Origin of the sequence: Arthrobacter sp. USHLN218 (assembly GCF_037144715.1) — a bacterium.
GTDB lineage: Bacteria > Actinomycetota > Actinomycetes > Actinomycetales > Micrococcaceae > Crystallibacter.
In genome coordinates this window covers 1-16,852 of record NZ_JBBCYT010000004.1, presented here as the reverse complement: position 1 = coordinate 16,852, position 16,852 = coordinate 1, and the positions used below count along the sequence as shown (strand labels likewise).

At 68.4% G+C, this 16,852-nt stretch carries 16 protein-coding genes and 1 riboswitch; of the genes, 6 read left to right on the top strand and 10 right to left on the bottom strand.

Going from position 1 to position 16,852, the window contains the following annotated elements:
* Position 1: 1 nt before the first annotated feature.
* The 4 genes from WFH44_RS09880 to WFH44_RS09865 all read right to left on the bottom strand — a co-directional run bounded on the left by WFH44_RS09880 (position 2) and on the right by WFH44_RS09865 (position 4,667).
* On the bottom strand, positions 2 to 1,078 hold the full coding sequence (locus WFH44_RS09880; protein ID WP_336713683.1) for a maleylacetate reductase: 1,077 nt from the start codon (positions 1,076 to 1,078) through the stop codon (positions 2 to 4).
* Complete coding sequence (locus WFH44_RS09875) at positions 1,075 to 2,877, bottom strand: FAD-dependent oxidoreductase (protein ID WP_336713682.1); 1,803 nt, start codon at positions 2,875 to 2,877, stop codon at positions 1,075 to 1,077. The genes WFH44_RS09880 and WFH44_RS09875 overlap by 4 nt, the downstream gene beginning before the upstream one ends.
* 147 nt (positions 2,878 to 3,024) lie before the next feature.
* Entirely contained in the window at positions 3,025 to 3,648 is a 624-nt protein-coding gene (locus tag WFH44_RS09870; protein WP_336713680.1) for a dihydrofolate reductase family protein, read from the bottom strand.
* 62 nt (positions 3,649 to 3,710) lie between these two features.
* Positions 3,711 to 4,667 carry a helix-turn-helix transcriptional regulator gene (locus tag WFH44_RS09865; RefSeq protein WP_336713679.1) on the bottom strand — a complete coding sequence of 319 codons (957 nt, stop codon included), beginning with the start codon at positions 4,665 to 4,667 and terminating at the stop codon, positions 3,711 to 3,713.
* Positions 4,668 to 4,791: 124 nt separating this feature from the next.
* On the opposite strand from WFH44_RS09865, the gene WFH44_RS09860 reads away from it, so the two are divergent.
* From WFH44_RS09860 to WFH44_RS09850, 3 genes are all read left to right on the top strand, one after another.
* A complete protein-coding gene (locus WFH44_RS09860; RefSeq protein WP_336713678.1) occupies positions 4,792 to 5,226 on the top strand; it encodes a CBS domain-containing protein in 435 nt (144 codons plus the stop codon).
* Between the two features lie 100 nt (positions 5,227 to 5,326).
* The gene (locus WFH44_RS09855; RefSeq protein ID WP_336713677.1) at positions 5,327 to 6,280 is read left to right on the top strand and encodes an aldo/keto reductase; all 954 of its coding nucleotides are present in this window, start codon (positions 5,327 to 5,329) and stop codon (positions 6,278 to 6,280) included.
* Between the two features lie 226 nt (positions 6,281 to 6,506).
* Positions 6,507 to 7,976: a heparan-alpha-glucosaminide N-acetyltransferase domain-containing protein gene (locus tag WFH44_RS09850; protein ID WP_336713676.1), complete on the top strand. Its 1,470-nt coding sequence runs from the start codon at positions 6,507 to 6,509 to the stop codon at positions 7,974 to 7,976.
* A 49-nt stretch (positions 7,977 to 8,025) separates the two neighbouring features.
* On the opposite strand, the gene WFH44_RS09845 is transcribed toward WFH44_RS09850, so the two are convergent.
* Positions 8,026 to 8,250, bottom strand: a complete 225-nt coding sequence (locus WFH44_RS09845; RefSeq protein ID WP_264797165.1) for a hypothetical protein — start codon at positions 8,248 to 8,250, stop codon at positions 8,026 to 8,028.
* Positions 8,251 to 8,485: 235 nt separating this feature from the next.
* Between WFH44_RS09845 and WFH44_RS09840 the strand changes: the two genes are divergently transcribed.
* Both WFH44_RS09840 and WFH44_RS09835 read left to right on the top strand, forming a co-directional pair.
* Entirely contained in the window at positions 8,486 to 8,701 is a 216-nt protein-coding gene (locus WFH44_RS09840; protein WP_264797166.1) for a CsbD family protein, read from the top strand.
* A 188-nt stretch (positions 8,702 to 8,889) separates the two neighbouring features.
* A complete protein-coding gene (locus WFH44_RS09835) occupies positions 8,890 to 10,236 on the top strand; it encodes an SdrD B-like domain-containing protein (RefSeq protein WP_336713675.1) in 1,347 nt (448 codons plus the stop codon).
* Here the strand turns inward: WFH44_RS09835 and WFH44_RS09830 are convergent.
* The 3 genes from WFH44_RS09830 to WFH44_RS09820 form a co-directional block, all read right to left on the bottom strand.
* Positions 10,233 to 10,901: a dTMP kinase gene (locus tag WFH44_RS09830; protein WP_336713674.1), complete on the bottom strand. Its 669-nt coding sequence runs from the start codon at positions 10,899 to 10,901 to the stop codon at positions 10,233 to 10,235. The two genes, WFH44_RS09835 and WFH44_RS09830, sit on opposite strands and share 4 nt — an antisense overlap.
* Before the next feature lie 102 nt (positions 10,902 to 11,003).
* Positions 11,004 to 11,510 (bottom strand): flavin reductase family protein, encoded by a 507-nt coding sequence (locus WFH44_RS09825; RefSeq protein ID WP_336713672.1) that lies wholly within the window; start codon positions 11,508 to 11,510, stop codon positions 11,004 to 11,006.
* Positions 11,511 to 11,564: 54 nt separating this feature from the next.
* A riboswitch (SAM riboswitch) is annotated at positions 11,565 to 11,682 on the bottom strand.
* Positions 11,683 to 11,765: 83 nt separating this feature from the next.
* Complete coding sequence (locus WFH44_RS09820) at positions 11,766 to 12,773, bottom strand: aldo/keto reductase (protein ID WP_336713670.1); 1,008 nt, start codon at positions 12,771 to 12,773, stop codon at positions 11,766 to 11,768.
* A 126-nt stretch (positions 12,774 to 12,899) separates the two neighbouring features.
* Between WFH44_RS09820 and WFH44_RS09815 the strand changes: the two genes are divergently transcribed.
* On the top strand, positions 12,900 to 13,856 hold the full coding sequence (locus WFH44_RS09815) for a TIGR03885 family FMN-dependent LLM class oxidoreductase (RefSeq protein ID WP_336713669.1): 957 nt from the start codon (positions 12,900 to 12,902) through the stop codon (positions 13,854 to 13,856).
* Positions 13,857 to 13,925: 69 nt separating this feature from the next.
* On the opposite strand, the gene WFH44_RS09810 is transcribed toward WFH44_RS09815, so the two are convergent.
* The gene (locus WFH44_RS09810; RefSeq protein ID WP_336713668.1) at positions 13,926 to 14,987 is read right to left on the bottom strand and encodes an ATP-dependent DNA ligase; all 1,062 of its coding nucleotides are present in this window, start codon (positions 14,985 to 14,987) and stop codon (positions 13,926 to 13,928) included.
* Between the two features lie 278 nt (positions 14,988 to 15,265).
* Positions 15,266 to 16,117 carry a hypothetical protein gene (locus WFH44_RS09805; RefSeq protein ID WP_336713666.1) on the bottom strand — a complete coding sequence of 284 codons (852 nt, stop codon included), beginning with the start codon at positions 16,115 to 16,117 and terminating at the stop codon, positions 15,266 to 15,268.
* Positions 16,118 to 16,852: the final 735 nt, after the last annotated feature.

Sequence of the window (16,852 nt, the reverse complement as noted above, 5' to 3'; positions counted from 1 at the left end):
CTTAGAGGTCGGTGAGGGTCTTCGGGTCGTCGCCGGCGGTCGCCGCGCGCAGGAGGACTGTGAGGTTCTCCTTGGTGGCCGGGCGCGGGTTGGAGGCCGGGATGACCGGCAGGATCAGGTCCACGGCTTCGGCGATGTTCTCCTGTGCGAAGCCGTAGTCCTTCAGCGCCTTGGGCGCGTCGAGGGTTTCCCGGAGCAGGTTCAGCCCGTCGACCGCGTCGGTGGTGCCGAACGCGGCGGCGATCCGCCCGGCTGCGTCAGGGGCGGCCGGGGCGTTGAACGCGAGCACGTAGGGCAGGACGGTGGCGTGGGTCTGGGCATGGGGCATGTTCCAGGTTCCGCCGAGGACATGGCAGATTTTGTGGTGCATGCCGGAGCCGGCGGAGGCGAACGCGACGGCGGAGAGGTAGGCACCGTAGAGCGCCTGTTCCCGGCCCTCCAGCCCTTGAGGGTCCTGCACGATGCCCGGCAGGCCCTGGTTCAGGGCGCGGATGCCCTCGGCGGCGAGGGCCTGGTTGATCGGGTCGACGCGCGGTCCCCACATGGAGTCGATGCAGTGCGCCATCCCGTTCAGGCCGGACGCCACGGACAGTTCGACGGGCAGGGACAGGGTCAGGTTGGCGTCGTAGATGACGGTGGCGGGCAGCACCTTGTCGTCGACGCCGGTGGTCTTGCGCGCCGCCTCGGTCAGGCCCCAGACGTTCGTGGCCTCCGACCCGGCATACGTGGTCGGGACCGCGATGATCGGCAGGCCCGAGGTGAGGGCGATGGCTTTGGCCAGTCCGGTGGTCGAGCCGCCGCCCACGCACACCAACAGGTCGATTCCGTGTTCTGCAGCGGCGGTGCGGGCCCTCTCGGCCTTCTCGATCGGTACGTGCGGCGCTACGTCGTCGTAATTCAACGCCGCCTCGATGCCCGTCGCCACCTTCGCGGCGATGGCCGCCTCGGACCCCGAGGCGATCACCATCACCCGCTGCGCACCGAACCGCTGCACCTCGGCAGCCAGGTTGTCCGCGGCTTTGCCGGTGCCGAACAGCACCCGCTGCCCCAGCGTCACGTGGTCGAAGGTCAGGCTCATTCTTGGTTCTCCCGGTTCAGGATGGCGGTCAGGGCGGTCTTCAAGGCGGCTTCCGGGTCCTCCGGCAGCCGGTCCGAACGCCAGCCGATGTGCTTGTCCGGACGCACCAGGACGGCCGCGTCTTCCGCCACTTCGCGCAGTTTAGCCCAGTCGAAATACAGGTCGGTGACCTCCTGGCCGGGGCCGATGACTACCGTCTCCACCGTGATGCCGAGCTGGTCGCTGACCTTCTGCGCCGCCGTCGTCCATTCCGCACCGGTGATACCGGTGAAGAGCGTGAACCGGCCGTAGGGTGCCAGGTCATGGGTGGAGTATTTCCTGGCGTGGTCGCCCACCCACGCATGCGGCAGCCGCCCGCCCGGGTAGGTGGACGGCTGGTAGTAGAGTTCGGGATCGCGGGCGGGTTCCGGCCTGGCCGTGCCGTCGCCGACGACGGCGGTGGAGACGTAGTGCTGTCCCAGTTCCACCCCGTGGGCGTTGAACTCGTAGTTCTTGATCTCCATGGCCTCCTGGACGGCGGCGCGCTTGGCAGCTCCCTCCGGCGTGTTGTCCTTGCGGGACTCGATCAGCGCATGCATCTCCTCGGGAGACTCCGCCTTATCGATGCCCAGGGCCTCGAACAGCTTCACGAACTCGCGGCCCGACTGGTTGGCGCGGGTGACGATCTGCTTGGCCACCGGCGCCCGTTCGGCGGAGTAGGTCTCCAGCAGCTCCTCGCCGGCCTGCCCGTTCAGGACGGCGGCGAGCTTCCAGGCGAGATTGTAGGAGTCCTGGATGGACGTGTTGGAGCCGAGGCCGTTGCTCGGCGGATGCTTGTGCACGGCGTCGCCGGCGCAGAAGACGCGGCCCTTCTGCAGGTGGGTGGCGTACTGCTCGTTGTTGCCCCAGAGCGAGATGCCGGTGATCTCGACGTCCAGGTCCGGGACGCCGATCAGGTTGCGGACCACCTGGCGGGCGTCCTCCTCGCTGACCTCGGGGGTGCGCTCGTTGATGTCGAAGCCCCAGACGATCAGCCACTCGTTCCACGGCCGGACCATGCGGACCAGCCCGGCGCCGATTCCGCCGATGTTCGAACCGGGCTGGACCACCCAGTACAGCACGGAGGGACGGTGGCCGACGAGCTCGGCGATGTCCGCCTTGAACGTGATGTTCATCGATCCGGCGATGTCCATCTGCCCCTCGTACGGCAGTGCGATCTCGGCGGCGACCTTGGACCGCGCGCCGTCCGCGCCGATCAGGTACTTGGCACGAATCGTGTACTCGGTGCCGGTCAGCCGGTTGAGTACGCGGACGTTCACGCCGGCCGCGTCCTGGGTGTGCGAGAGGTACTCGGTGGAGAACTGGGTCTGGGTGCCGCGCATCGTGGCGTTCTTGACCAGGATCGGCTCCAGGTAGGTCTGCGGGATGTCGCAATTCAGCGAGGGCGAGGCCAGTTCGTAGTCCGCGTGCCGGGCCGGATGGTTGCCCCAGGTCAGGATGCGCCCGATCTCCTCGCCTGCGATCGAGGTACAGAAGACAGTGTCGCCGATCATGTGGTGCGGCGTTGCCTCGGCGAGCACCTGCTCCTCGATGCCGAGGTCGCGGAAGATCTCCATGGTCCGCTGGTTGGTGATGTGCGCCCGCGGCGTGTTCGCTGTCCACCGGTACTTGGTGATCATGATATTCGGTACCCCGAGCGAGGACAGGAACAGCGCGGCAGAGGAACCCGCGGGGCCGGAGCCGACAATGAGGACGTCCGTCTCGACGACGGCGGAGTCCGGGGTCTCGGTCTCGGAGACCCCGTCATTGAAAATCACCATGGCAGCTACTCCACTTCGAAAGGCCGGGCTTTCCGGGCATCTGCGCATGAGTGTTCCAGTTCACACTGACGCTTTGGCGTGCGGTCCCCATCACGGCGGAAACCGGCAAAGCCATGGCGGAACCAGGCAAAAACCCGCCCCGGCGGGTCAGTCCTCGCCCGGGCCCTCGTAGGTTCCGGACTCCGGAGCGCCCGTAGTTTCGTAGACATGGATCGCGAGGCCGCCGGGCGTCGATTCGTTGCGGACCAGCCTGAGCCCGGTCGGGGCAGTGCCGTCGGGAAACAGCCGGCGCCCGCTGCCCACGATGACGGGTGCGATGACCAGCCGCAGCTCGTCCACCAGCCCCGCGGCGAGCATCGACTGACCGAGCCGCGCGCTGCCGTGGATCTGCAGTTCCCGCCCGCTCTGCCCCTTGAGTTCCGCGACCTTGGCCGGGACGTCGCCGGACAGGACGGTGGCGGGTTGCCAGGTTGCGCTGGACAAGCGGTTGGACGCGACGTACTTCTGCAGGCCGTTCATCGTCCGGGCGAAGGGCTCGTCCGGATCGGGCATGTTCGGCCAGGACTCGGCGAACTCCTCATAGGTGCGCCGGCCCAGCAGGAGGCCGTCCGCCTGGGCCAGCCAGTCCGCCGCCTGCTGCATGAACACCTCGTCCATGTGGGGGACAAACCAGCCGCCCCGGGTGAAACCGCCGGTGGTGTCCTCATCCGGGGACCCGGGCCCCTGGCACACGCCGTCCAGCGACACGAACTCGGTCAACGTCAGCTTCATGGGTGTTGCCTTCCTCCAGGGCCGAAGCGGCGGGGGTGATGCAGGTTGTGCCGCAAATGAGGTCAGCGCCGGCGGCGGTCCTGCAGCGGGGTCAACCCGAACTTCTCCTTGTAGCTGCGGGAGAAGTGCGGCTGGGATGCGAAACCGAGTTCTGCGGCGACCTCTGCCAGCGGTTGCCTCACGGAGGCGGGGGAGCGGAGCCGTTCGCGGGCGGCGTCGAGCCGGGCGTCCAGAATGCTGCGCGGAACGCTGGTGCCCGCCGCGGCGAAGATGCGGGAGAGCTGCCGCTCGGAAATGCCCACGGCGGCGGCGATCCGTCCGGCCGAAAGCCCCGCGTCGCCCACATGTGCGGTGATGAAGGCCCGCGCCGCGTCCAGATGCCCGACGGGAGCCCCGCCGTCGTTCATGATGTGGGCCAACAGGCCCAGCGCCTTCGTCTCCAGTCGGTCCCAGTCGGTCGCTTGGCCTGCGAGGGCATCCGCCAGCGATGCCGCGAGGGCCTGCGCGTGCACGGTGCCGGCCTCCGCGCCGCGGAACCCGAAAACCTGCGGCCGGACCAGCCCGGACCGGCCGGTCAGCTCGCCCAGCGTGCGCCTCGGAATCTTCAGGGCGAGCTCGTTCAGCCCGTGCGAAAACCCGCGCATGAACGGCTGGTCCGCGTCGTAGAGAATCGCCTGGCCCGGCTTGAGGATTTCGCACCCGTCCCGGTGGTAGAAAAAGCCTTCGCCCTCAAGGGCGAAGTACGCCACCACGGCCTCGGCCGGATGAGCCGCGATTTCCCGCGTCGATCGCTCCACCACGTGCGGCGTGCCGGCGACGCGGGCAAGCTGCAGCCTGGGCAGCTGGAGGTTCAACTCTGTCGCCTCGAGCGAGGTGCCGTTCAGCGTCCGCGCCTGCAGGCCGACCAGCGCTCGCGCATTGTGTTCCTCCCAGAGCGCGATCCGGCGGTCGCCGGGCAGCCCCAATGTGGAGAACCGGGTGAGTCCGAGCGGGCGCGCACCGCCTGTGGCCTGCGTCATAGGTCAATAGTGTACGTGCACTCCAAGAGCCCTGTTCCCGCCGTCGCTTGAGGGCATAATCTGGAAGTATCGGCGCTGGCGCCGAGGCTCCGGCGTCGATGAACCCATCGATAAAGGAGGAGTGATGAGCGTCGTACGTGAATTCATGACGACGGATTGCCAGTGTATCCGCGAACATCAAACCCTCGAAGAAGCTGCCCGGATGATGCGCGACCTGGATTGCGGCTCGCTGCCGATTTGCGGTGACGACGGCATGTTGAAGGGTGTCATTACGGACCGCGACATCGTCGTGAGATGCCTTGCCGAGGGCAGGGACGCCAGGGAAATGACGGCGGCCGATCTTGCCCAGGGCAAGCCGTACTGGATCGACGCCGATGCCAGCATCGACGACGCCATCGGGATGATGGAGCGCTACCAGATCCGGCGGTTGCCGGTAATCACCGACCACAAGCTGGTCGGCATCGTCAGCCAGGGCGACATTGCCCGCAACTACACTGAACAAAAGGTGGGCGAGATGGTGGAACATGTTTCCGCCCGGAAGCCCATGCAGATGACCTGATCGATCCGAAGCTGCTGCCGCCCTCTTCGGGGCGGCAGCAGCTCGTCTGCACGGCGCGGGCCGTAGCCTAGTCTGGAGGACGCCTTCAGAAGGGACTTTCATGGACGACGGCGGATCGCGCCTGATTTTCGGATGCATGGGCTTGGGCGGTGGCTGGGGTTCGGGCCCGCTGGAGGCTGCGCACGTCAAGGCGGCCCACGATGCGGTGGACGCCGCGCTGGACGCCGGGATCCGCGACTTCGACCACGCCGACATTTACGCCCACGGCAAGGCGGAGGAGGCGTTCGGCCGGGTCCTGTCCGAGCGGCCGGGGCTGCGCGGACGAATCCGCCTGCAGACCAAGTGCGGGATCCGGCTGCCGTCGCCGGAGCGGGCAGGCCAGTACGATTCGTCCCGCGAGTGGATCCTGGCGCAGACCGAGGAGAGCCTGCGGCGGCTCGGGACCGGGCACGTGGAGACGCTGCTGATCCACCGGCCCGACCCGCTGGCGCATCCCGGGGAAATCGCCGACGCCTTCCTGGAGTTGCGGGACGCGGGGAAAGTGGGACGGCTGGGCGTGTCCAACATGTCCGCTGAGCAGATGCGCTGGCTGCAGTCCGCGCTCCCCGAACCGCTCGCGGCCAATCAGTTGGAGATGAGCCTGCACCGCACTGGCTGGCTGGAATCCGGCGTGCTCGTCAACCACCCGGAAGCCGCCGAGGTGGGGTTTCCGCACGGCACCGTCGAATACTGCCAGGTGACCGGCGTCGAACTGCAGGCCTGGGGCGCCCTGGCGCAGGGCCGCTACAGCGGGGCCTCGGCAACGGCGGAGACCGGACCGGACGCGGCCGCGGCCGCCCTCGTGGGCGAACTGGCGGAGAGCAAAGGCTGCGCGCCCGAGGCCGTCGTCCTCGGCTGGCTGCTCCGACACCCCGCCGGGATCCGCCCGGTGGTGGGGACCAGCAACCCCGCACGGATCCGGGCCAGCCGGGACGCCGAACGCGTCGCCGCCGGCATGGACCGGCATGAGTGGTACTCGCTGTGGGTTGCCGCCCGGGGCCGGGCGCTGCCCTAGCAGGCAGAGGTTGGAAAAAACCTAGGGGTCCGGAAATGGTTTGCCGGCAGCAGTGAAAGGTTCCGGTTAGCGCCGATGCCGTATGGACCATGGGGCGATAACGCGGCGGTGATGGGGGCGTAACAGCAAGGCTAAAGAATGGCTCAAGGGGGAGAGGACAACCGCTACTTAGATTGCTACAGGAATCCCCCATGAACGCTGGTGCGCAGGGGCAGCGAGGCCTGCCATGACTGCCGGAATCCACAAACCGCTTCGTAACTCCACGCCCCTCGCGGCCCCGCCGCCGTCCGCCGTGACGTTGGAGCCCGGACCAAACGAGCCGACCCGAACGAAACGTGCCATCGGTATCGATGTTGCGCGGTCCATCGCCCTGATCGGCATGGTGGCCGTCCACGTCTGGCCCACCACGACGAAGAGCGACGACATGTCCTTGGTCTATGCCGTTTTCGCCGGCCGCGCCGCCGGGCTCTTCGCTTTGCTGGCGGGCGTGTCCATTGCGTTCGTGGAGAGGCGGTCGCGGGGAAAGCTGTTTGGCCGCACGCTGTGGGCGGACCGGGGAGCCCTCGTCGTTCGGGGCCTGCTCATCATGCTGGCCGGCCTCCTGCTGGGCTATCTGGAAGCCGATGTCACGACGATCCTTCCCTACTTCGGCATCCTGTTCCTGCTGGTCATTCCGTTGTATGGCCGGTCCAACCGTGTGCTGATCATCGCCGGAGTCCTGTTCGCCACCCTGGGCCCGCTCCTGTTGTTCCTCTTCGGCGACAGCCTCCCGGAACAACCCGACCCGGGTGCGGACTACACCCTGACAACGATGTTTCAATACCCCGTGCCGTTCATCTCCGACATGCTCCTGATCGGGCAATATCCCACGCTGCTCTGGATGGCGTACATCTGCGTCGGCATAGTCATCGGCCGCCAGGTCCTGACGTCGAAGAGGGTCGCGCTGGTCATTGCAGCCTGGGGCGCGGGACTGGCACTGGCCACCTGGTTCCTCTCCCAGTTCTTGCTCGGAGCAGCCGGAGGCTTCCAGCGCCTGGTGGAAGCGACACCGGGCATGACCAGCGACGACATCATCGACGTCCTGGCGTACGGGCCCGAGGATCCGATGCTGCCGCACACCACCGGGTGGTGGCTGGCCACGGTCGCACCGTACTCTCACACCCCGTTGAACCTGATACACGATCTAGGCTGTGCGATGGCCGTAACGGGGGTGGTCCTGCTCCTGACCCGTTCCGGCGGCAAGATCTTCTCGCCGTTCGCGGCTATCGGCGCCATGACGCTGACCCTCTATTCTGCGCACGTTACTATTCTGGCGATCGATGTGCTGGACCCGGCCCGGCCGCGGGTTTCCCTGTGGGTCCAGATCATTTCCTTCATGCTGTTCGCCCTGGCCTGGCGAAGCGCGATGGGTAGGGGCCCCTTGGAACAGATCATCTCGGACTCCAGCGACTGGGTCCGAAACAAGATCCGTATGCCCCGGCAGCATCGCCGGCGGGCGAAGGAAGGTTCCGCCGAGGTGGATGTCCAGCGTTCGCCGCCATCCGTCGCGTCCGCCCCGCTGCCCGGTCCACCGGTCCCGGCAACCGCCGAGCCGGACGCTGCGCGCCCGCCGTCGTCCGCACCGGAACTGCAGCCGATCTACAAGCGCACGTCCCTCAGGCGTCCGTCCCTGAGGCGTCCGTCGCGGATGAACTGAAACCGGTCCGTATCCGAGGCGGCTGAAGGGACGAGGAACCCCGAGGAGCCTATTCTTCGGGCCGGTGGCGGTCGCGGATGATGTGGTCTATCTCGTTGCGCAGCGCGACGGCTTCCTCCAGCGTCAGCTTCAGCGTTTCGCCGGTCTCTACCCAGCTGAGGCTGAGCACCTCGTCGCCGGCGATGCCGGTGATGCCAATGCTCAGGGCGCGGCCGCCGGGCCGGCTGACGTCGCCGATGATCAGGTCGCCGGCGTCGTCTTGGGCGAATTCCATGGTGACTTCCTCCCCGGTCGGTCCAGTGGGGCGCGGTCGGCGCACCCTCCGAGCCCCACTATTCCTTGTCGGGCGGCCGCACGCCACCGGTTACCCTGGTCCGGGCCCGGCGGAACGCTGCGTGGAGTCCTGCAAGATGGCTGCGCGGCGGCGGCAAGGGGACTAGTGTTCACAGTGGGACGGGCCCTCCGCCCCGGCGCAACGCCAGGAACGATAGCGAAGGCGGGATCCGATTATGGGAGTCGACGACAAGTTCGAGGCAGCCAAAGACAAGGTCAAGGGCAAAGTCAACGAGGCGGTCGGCAAGGCCACCGACGACAAATCGCAGGAGATGAAGGGCCACGCCCAGCAGGCCGAAGGCGAAATCAAGGACAAGGTCGCGGACACCAAGGCGCATCTGAAGGATGACGCCAATCGCGTGGACGACACCGAGGGCGGCGGCCGCTTGTAGCGAGCCGCCTCTTCCTGTGGATGCCCTGCCGGACAGGCGGGGCATCCGTATTTAACGCGGGTCCCTGCGGCTGACGGACACCGGTTAAACGGAACGATCAATGGTCGCTTATGCTAGGGCTCACAGTTGGGGAATTTGCCTTCTTTCTGCGCGCCGCCGGCGCCGGTTCCCGCTGCGTAGGGGGATGGATGTTGTCGAACTCCAGGCCGGTGCGTTTCCGCGCCGCGGCCGCGCTGACGGCGGTTGCTGCGGTGGCTGCCTTGGGCATCGCCTCCACTCCGGCTGCGCTTGCCACCGAGCTCCCGGCGGCTCCCGTGGAGTTGACCGGCAGCACCGCGGCACAGGAGAAGCCGGAGGACTCCCCGCTGCGCAGGGCGTTCGACTCGGCGCTGGACGAGGCCCGCGAGCAGCCTGCCGAGGAGGAGGGCATCGAGCCTCAGGCGGCTACGGAGGGCGAGGCTCCGTCCGGCGCGGACCAGGCCGGCGACGCTGCTGCCCCGGAGACCGTCGGCGATGCCGGGCCCGGGAAGACCAGCGCGGACGTCCTCCAGGGTGAGGCCGTCCAGGAAACGCCCGCCGGCGCCGCCACGCAACAGCCGGTCCGGGAGCAGGCAGCCCGGCCGCAGGAGGCGGGCTATACGGTCAGCGGTTCGGTGTGGGGCGACTACTACGGTGATGGGGATTACAGCCCTGGCCTCGATGAGTGGGCCGCAGGCATCGAGGTCCAGTTGCTGGCCAAGGACGGCACCCGGGTCCGGACGGCCGTCACGGATGCCGCCGGCCAGTATGCCTTCGAGAACCTCGATGCCGGAACCTACCGGCTGCGTTTCCCATCGGTGGATGACGTGGGCTTCTCCTTTGACCTCGACGACGACGGCTACACGCCCTCATTCGAGCTGGGCCCCGAGCAGACTTCCGTCACGTTCGATCTCGCACTGTTCGTTCCGGAGGATTGGCCGAGCCTCACCTTCGCCGCCTATGTGGACGCAGACCGCGACGGCATTTTCGATGACGACGAGGCCGGTGCCCCCGACGTCGACGTGGAAATCCTGTCCGAGGACGGTTCCCTGGCAGCGACCGCGACCACCGACGAGAACGGCATGTCGGGCGGATGGCTGGACGAGGGCCGCTACAGGCTGCGTCTGGCCGTTCCGGAGGGCTATGCCGTCTCCGGGGCCGAAGCGTACGTCTATCCTTTCGAAGATGAAGGCCCGCAGGCCTTGGGCATTGATCCCGACGGACTGACCGACCTGTTCGAAGTCGACGGCGAATACTCGGCCATCATTGCGATCGGCCTGGCCGAGGCGGATGCGGCGGCCCCGGCGGCGCCGGACGTCGAACCGGCGGCAATGAATCCCGCGCCGGTGTCGCAGCCTGCCGCCGCGCGGTCTGCCGAGCCGCAGTCCGCCGAAGCAACGGCTCCGCAGCTGGCGTATACCGGCAGCACCGCCACCGCGCTCGCGCCGCTGGCCGCGCTGGCCCTGGCCGCCGGCGCCGTCCTGCTCTGGCTGGTCCGCCGGAAGCCCGCCGCCTAAGAACCTGGGGCCGGGCGGCGGAGGCGGATCAGCTGTTCCAGTTGGTCGGCCACGTCGGCAGGCGGACGGCCGGCGTCGATCACCGCGAAGTCCCCGAAGTCCGCCAGCGCCCGGTAGCGGGCAGCGAACGAGGCCAGTCCCGGGAGGGTTTCTGAGTCCTCCCCGCGCAGGGCCACCCGGGCGAGGGCCTGTTCCGGGAGAATGTCGAAGTAGACCACCAGGTCAGGGCGGGGAAGCAGGGCCAGCAGGCGCGCGGAGAGGCTCCGCCGGACCAGTCCGCGGCTGTGGTCGCGTGCCAGCTGGCAGTAGAGGGAACGGTCGAACAGCACCAGCCCGCCGGCATCCCGGGACTTTCGGTAGGCGGCGCAGGCCATGGCAACGCGAATGGCATTTTCGACGGCGCTCAAGCCCCTGCGGCCGAGCACCCGTTCGGCGGTTGTGCCGAGCCGGTTCGCCCATCGCTCCAGGGTCTTCCGGCCGGCGTAGATTCCGTGGACGGCGACGGGCTCGCCGGCAGTCGCAAACCGGGCCCTCACAGCCTCGGCCGCGGAGGTCTTCCCGGAGCCGTCGATGCCGGCCAGCGCCACGCGGTACGGGCGGCCAGGCGGAGGCTCCTGCGCGTTGGAGCAGGCAGCGCGGGCAGGAACGGGCAGGGTCGCAGTCATGGTCAGGTGCGGCAACGGGCAGGGGCCGCGGCGGGCACACTCGTCATCATCCCGCCTACGCTACGGCGGGAAACTGGGCAGGTGCTGGAAGTAGCCCCGGTATTAGGCGAAGACCGGCTGCTCCAGCCGGCGGAAGGCCGAACCGTGGAAGACCAGCGGCTCGTGCGCGTCGTCGTGCGTGGTCAGGGCGTGCACCCGCAGCAGCACCACGTGGTGGTCGCCGGCCGGAACCTCCTGCTCCACCGAGCAGTCCAACCACAGCGCGGCCTCCTCGAGGAAGAGGGCGCCGTCGTCGGTGGAATGCAGTTGAAGCCCGGCGAAGCGGTCCCCGGACTTCGACGCAATCTGGCGGCAGACGCCGTCGTGCCCCGCACCCAGCACGGAAACGCCGATCCGTCCGGCGGTGCGCACGATCGGCCAGGTGCGCGAGGTGTTCTGCACCGCGAACATCACCAGCGGCGGATCCATGGAGACGCCCACGGTGAAGGAGGATGCGACGATGCCCTGCGGGGCGCCGTCGACAATGGCGCACAGGGCGGCGATACCCGACGGGAAGCGACCGAAGGCCTTGCGGAGGGTGTCAGGCTGCAGATCATCGTGGAGGGACATGCCGGTTCCTTTGCCGTCAGGCGAATCCGCTGGCTTCCTCTACGACCGGCGAATGCGCAGTACTTGCGTCGCTGGCTGTTGGCCAGCGGGCCGAATCATCACCTGGAGCACCCCGCTACGGCGAGAGGGTTGCCGGCCAACCAGCCAGGGCTTGGTGTTGGCACTCATGATTCTGGTTTCCACGCTAAACGCGGCATGCTGCGCGGTCAAACCCCAGCAACACTTCGTAAAGGACCGCCGCGCGGATGCCGGGATCTACTCCGACCGTTCCGGCTCGCTGTACGTTTCGGTGTCCACGTCCGCCTGCTGGCCCGCGCTGTAGCGCGCACCGTGCACGGTCTGCTCGTTGATCAGCTCGTCCAGCCGGGTCATCAGCGGGGCATCAAGTACGACGGCGGCGGCGGCCATATCGTCGTCGAGGTGGGCGATGCTGGTGGTTCCGGGAAGGGCGACGATGTCCTCGCCGCGGTGCAGCACCCAGGCCAGCGCCAGCTGGGCCGGGGTGCAGCCGGCCTCCCCGGCAAGACGGATGAACTCGTCCAGCAGCCGCAGGTTGAGCGGGTAGTTCTGCGCCGAGAAGCGCGGCATGCCGCGGCGGATGTCGCCGTCGGGCAATGACGCCGCATCGCGCACACCGCCGGCGAGGAAACCGCGGGCCAGCGGGCTGAACGCCACGAACGCGGTGCCCAGTTCCTGGCAGGCCTCCAGGGCGCCCAGCTCCGGATTGCGCGTCCAGAGCGAATACTCCGTCTGCAGCGCCGCGATCGGGTGCACCGTGTGGGCCCGGCGGAGCGTGCCGGCGGAAACCTCGGAGAGGCCGATCCCGCCGATCTTGCCCTCGGCCACGAGTTCCGCCAAGGCACCGACGCTCTCCTCGATCGGGATGGTCTTGTCCCAGCGGTGCAGATAGTAGAGATCGATGTGGTCCGTGCGCAGCCGCCGCAGCGCCTCCTCGCAGGTGGCCTTCAGCGTGTGCGGCCGGCCGTCGATCACGCGCTTGCCGTCCACGCTCGTCATGCCGCACTTGCTGGCCAGGAAATACTCGTCCCGCCGCGCGCCCAGGACCTCGCCCACCAAGGTCTCGTTCGCCGTCGCACCGTAGAGCGCGGCCGTGTCGAAGTGCCGCACGCCGCTGTCCAGCGCGTGCAGCAGCAACGCCTCGGCCTCTTCGCGCGGCGGGGGCGTGCCGTAGGCATGGCTGAGGTTCATGCACCCCAGCCCGATGCTGCCGACGTCCCTGGTCCCGATCCGGCGAGTGCCCATGCTGTACCTTCCGCTGCGTGCGTGCCAACGCTTCTTCTTAGCACACGCCTCCTTCCGGTCCGGCATCGCCCGCCCGATTCCAGCGCATGCCTCGACAAGCCCCGGACAGCCCGGTAAGCATGGATCGTGGCTGTCATCGGGTTCCATGCATCGCACGAACAGATCGCTCCGGCCCAGCTCCTGGCCGACGTCCAACTGGCCGAGCAGGCCGGCTTCGGCGCGGCCATGTGCTCCGACCACCTGGAGCCCTGGTCCGCCCGGCAGGGCCATTCCGGCTTCGCCTGGTCCTGGCTAGGTGCCGCGCTCGCCACCACCAAGCTCCGCTTCGGCGTCGTCACCGCGCCGGGCCAGCGCTACCACCCCACCGTCATCGCGCACGCCTCCGCCACCCTCGCCAGCATGTTCCCGGGCCGCTTCTGGTTCGCCCCCGGCAGCGGGGAGAACATCAACGAACACGTCACCGGGGACGGCTGGCCTGCCAAGGACGTCCGCCAGCGGAGGCTGGAGGAGTGCGTGCAGGTCATCCGGCAAATGCACGACGGCGAAGTGGTCACCCACCGCGGGCTCGTCACCGTGGAGCAGGCCCGGATCTGGGACGTGCCCGATCCCAAGCCGGACATCATTGCCCCGGCCATCAGCCCGGACACCGCCGCCCGGGCGGCGGCGTGGGCGGACGGACTGGTCACGGTCAACCAGCCCGCCGAACAGCTGCGCAAGGTCCTCGGCGCCTACCGGGAGCACGGCGGCAAGGGCAAAGCCGTGCTGCAGGTGCACCTGTCATGGGCACCCGAGGAGGACGCCGCCGTCGAAATCGCCCTGGACCAGTGGGGCAGCAACGTCTTCCCGTCCTTCGTCGGCGCGGACCTGCCCACGCCCGCCTACTTCGACGCGGTGAGCACGACGGTGGGGGAGCAGCAGATCCGGCAGTCCGTCAACGTCTCCGCCGACACCGGCCGGCATGCCCAGTGGCTGCAGGAGTACCTGGACCTGGGCTTCGACGAGCTCTACCTGCACTTCGTCGGCCAGGAGCAGAAACCGTTCATCCACGCCTTCGGCCAGGACGTGCTGCCCCAGCTGGCCTAGCCGAACACGCCCGCCAGCAGCGCGCGGCGGGCTAGCCGGTGCACCGCCGGCCGGCTGCGCACTGCTGGCCTAGCTGAGCACGTCCGCCAGGTCGTACTTGACCGGCTCTTCCAGCTGCTCGTAGGTGCAGGATTCCGGGTCCCGGTCCGGCCGCCAGCGGACGAACTGCGTCGTGTGCCGGAATCGCTCGCCCTCCATGTGGTCGTACTTGACCTCGATTACGCGCTCCGGCCGCAGCGGCACGAAGGACAGGTCCTTGCCGGCACTCCAGCGGCTGCCCTCGGAAGTTAGCGGCGTGCGCTTGCCGGCCTCGTGCTCGGAGCGGCTCCACGGATGCTCGCCCGAATCGGCGATCAGCGGCTGCAGCTCCTCGAAGAGCTCCTTGCGCCGCTGCATCGAAAAGGCCCCCGCCACACCCACATGGGTGAGGCCGCCGCCGTCGTACAGTCCCAGTAGCAGCGATCCGACCAGCCCCGGGCCGCTCTTGTGCACGCGGTAGCCGGCCAGCACGCAGTCCGCCGTGCGCTCGTGCTTGATCTTGAACATCGCGCGCTTGTCCGGTTGGTACGTCCCGTCCAGCGGCTTGGCGACGATGCCGTCCAGGCCCGCCCCCTCGAAATGCCGGAACCACTCCTCGGCCTGCGCGTGGTCACGGGTGGTGCGGGTCAAGTGGACCGGCCCGGCCGCCTCGGCGAGAAGCTCCTCCAGCGCCTCCCGCCGGGCCGAGAACGGCAGCGGCATAAGGTCCACGTCATCGAGCGCCAGCAGGTCGAATGCCACAAAGCTGGCCGGGGTCTCGGCCGCCAGCAGCTTCACCCTGCTCGCGGCCGGGTGGATGCGCTGCTGCAGCATCTCGAAGTCCAGCCGGTCGCCGCCCGGGCGGACCAGGATGATCTCGCCGTCGACCACGCAGCGTGGAGGCAGCTGCTCGAGCGCCGCCTCCACGACCTCCGGGAAGTAGCGCGTCATCGGCTTCTCATTCCGGCTGCCGATCTCCACCGTGTCGCCGTCGCGGAAGATGATGGACCGGAAGCCGTCCCATTTCGGCTCGTAGCACAGCTCGCCCTCCGGGATCCGCGCCACGGACTTGGCGAGCATGGGCTTGACCGGGGGCATCACAGGCAGTTGCATGTGGCCCATTCTTGCGGCTGCCCCGGGCCCTGTCATCCCTCGACGCCATCCCGGCGGCGGCTTTGGGCGGACGTTTGGCCAACGACGGCGGCGATCCACGGGCCATTTGGCCAACCACGGCGGGCGGGCGGGGCAGGCCCGGACATCCGGTTCGACGGCGGCGTTCAGCCGACCGTTTGGCCAACCACGGCGGGCGGGCGGGTCCCGAACATCTGGTTCTTCGGCGGTGTTCAGCCGACCGTTTGGCTAACGACGGCGGCGTTCAGCCGGCCGTTTGGCTAACCACGGCGGCGGGCAGGGCTTTGGTCTGGAACGCCGGGCTCGGGAACGGACTCGGAGAGGGCGGGCGGGGCCGGCCTGTTGGCTGGGGAAGGGAGTCGCGCGTCCGGCCCCTGTTCCTTACGGCGCAGGAACGGACTGAGGAGCACGGCGAGGCCCCAGAGGATGGCCGCCAGGGAGAGCCCGGCGCTGTGCGCGGCACCGGCGCTGTCGGGGTAGAGCAGCCAACTTACGCCGAGGACAACGGCGCTGCTGCCGCAGGCGATGCCGATGAGTGTGCGGCCGGCGGGCCAGAAGGCCATGACCAGCACGCCCACTACCAGCAGCATGCCGAGGGCAGCCTGGATGGGCCAGTGCGAGAGTCCCCAGGACGTGTCATCGACGACCCCGGGTGTGAGGGACTGCCCGACTGCGACTGCCGCATATGCCCACCAGCCAGGTGCCCCGAGCAGGGCCAGCGCAAGAATCGGCCCGCTCGGGTCCAGCCTGCCGCCGGCACGGTCCGGCCTGTCCGCACGGGAGAGCAGCGGAACCAAGCTCATCGGGAGCAGCAGTACGGCGGGCGCCAGCGGCCCGGTATCCTCGGCGAGGACGCTTGCCAGCAGCAGTGCAGCGACCACCAGCCAGAGCAGCACGAGGGCCGGCCAAGGCTGCCGGGGCCGCGCGGCGATGGCCACAAAGGCTCCGCCGATGATGAAAGTGAATAGCACGCCCCAGCTGGTTTCGAGCCCCATCACGGCATGGAGAGCCGGGTTCACGGCGAAGAGCATCGTGAGGTCGATGATCCCGAAGAAGCCTACGGCCCAGAAGATCGCCGCAAACCAGGCCCAAATCCGGGCTCCCGTCAGCATGTCCACAGGATACGTGAGTTGCGCTGGAGCGGCAGCCGAAAACAGGCAAGGACCGGCCCGCGCGGTATCCCCTAAACCGGTCGCGGAGCCTCCTATCATCCTCCCGTTTACTCCCGGGGGTCGGGCGCCTCGTCTTCCCGTTGGGCTGGCGGGATGGGTCGTGTCGTCTTCCCGTTGGGCTGGCAGGACAGGTCATGTTGTCCCGCCCCAAATACGCTGCGAATCCCGACGGGTCACGCACGCTATGCGTCCCTCCGAATATTGTCAGAGGCAGCTCATAGTGTTGGTGCATGGAGGACTTCGGGAAGCAGCGGTCGGGGAAGCGGCAGGTCAACGCCGCCTTCGACGCTGTCCGGGGTGGGCGTTCTTCCCGTTTTGAGTACCACTTGCACAGGGCGCTGCTGGAGGAATGCCTGCGGCGGATGTATCCGGACCTGGCCCCTGGTGCCGGACAGCAATTGCGTGTCGTGGAAAATCCAATCTTCGGCACCGTTCACATCGCGGGCCTGGAAGCCCCTGACACGGCTCCGGACGCGCCCGTGGAAAACCCGTCTGCCTCCCATCCGGATGTCTCCGATACGCCTCCCGCGGCCCCGTTCTCCCTGGATCCGGCTGTCTCCGCTGCGCCTCCTGCTGCTCCGTCTGCCTCGGCGCCGCCCTCTCCTGGTCCGGATGGTTCCGCCGGTGCACCCAGGCCTGCCCGACCGGGTAAGGTGTCCCCGGCCGGCAGGAATC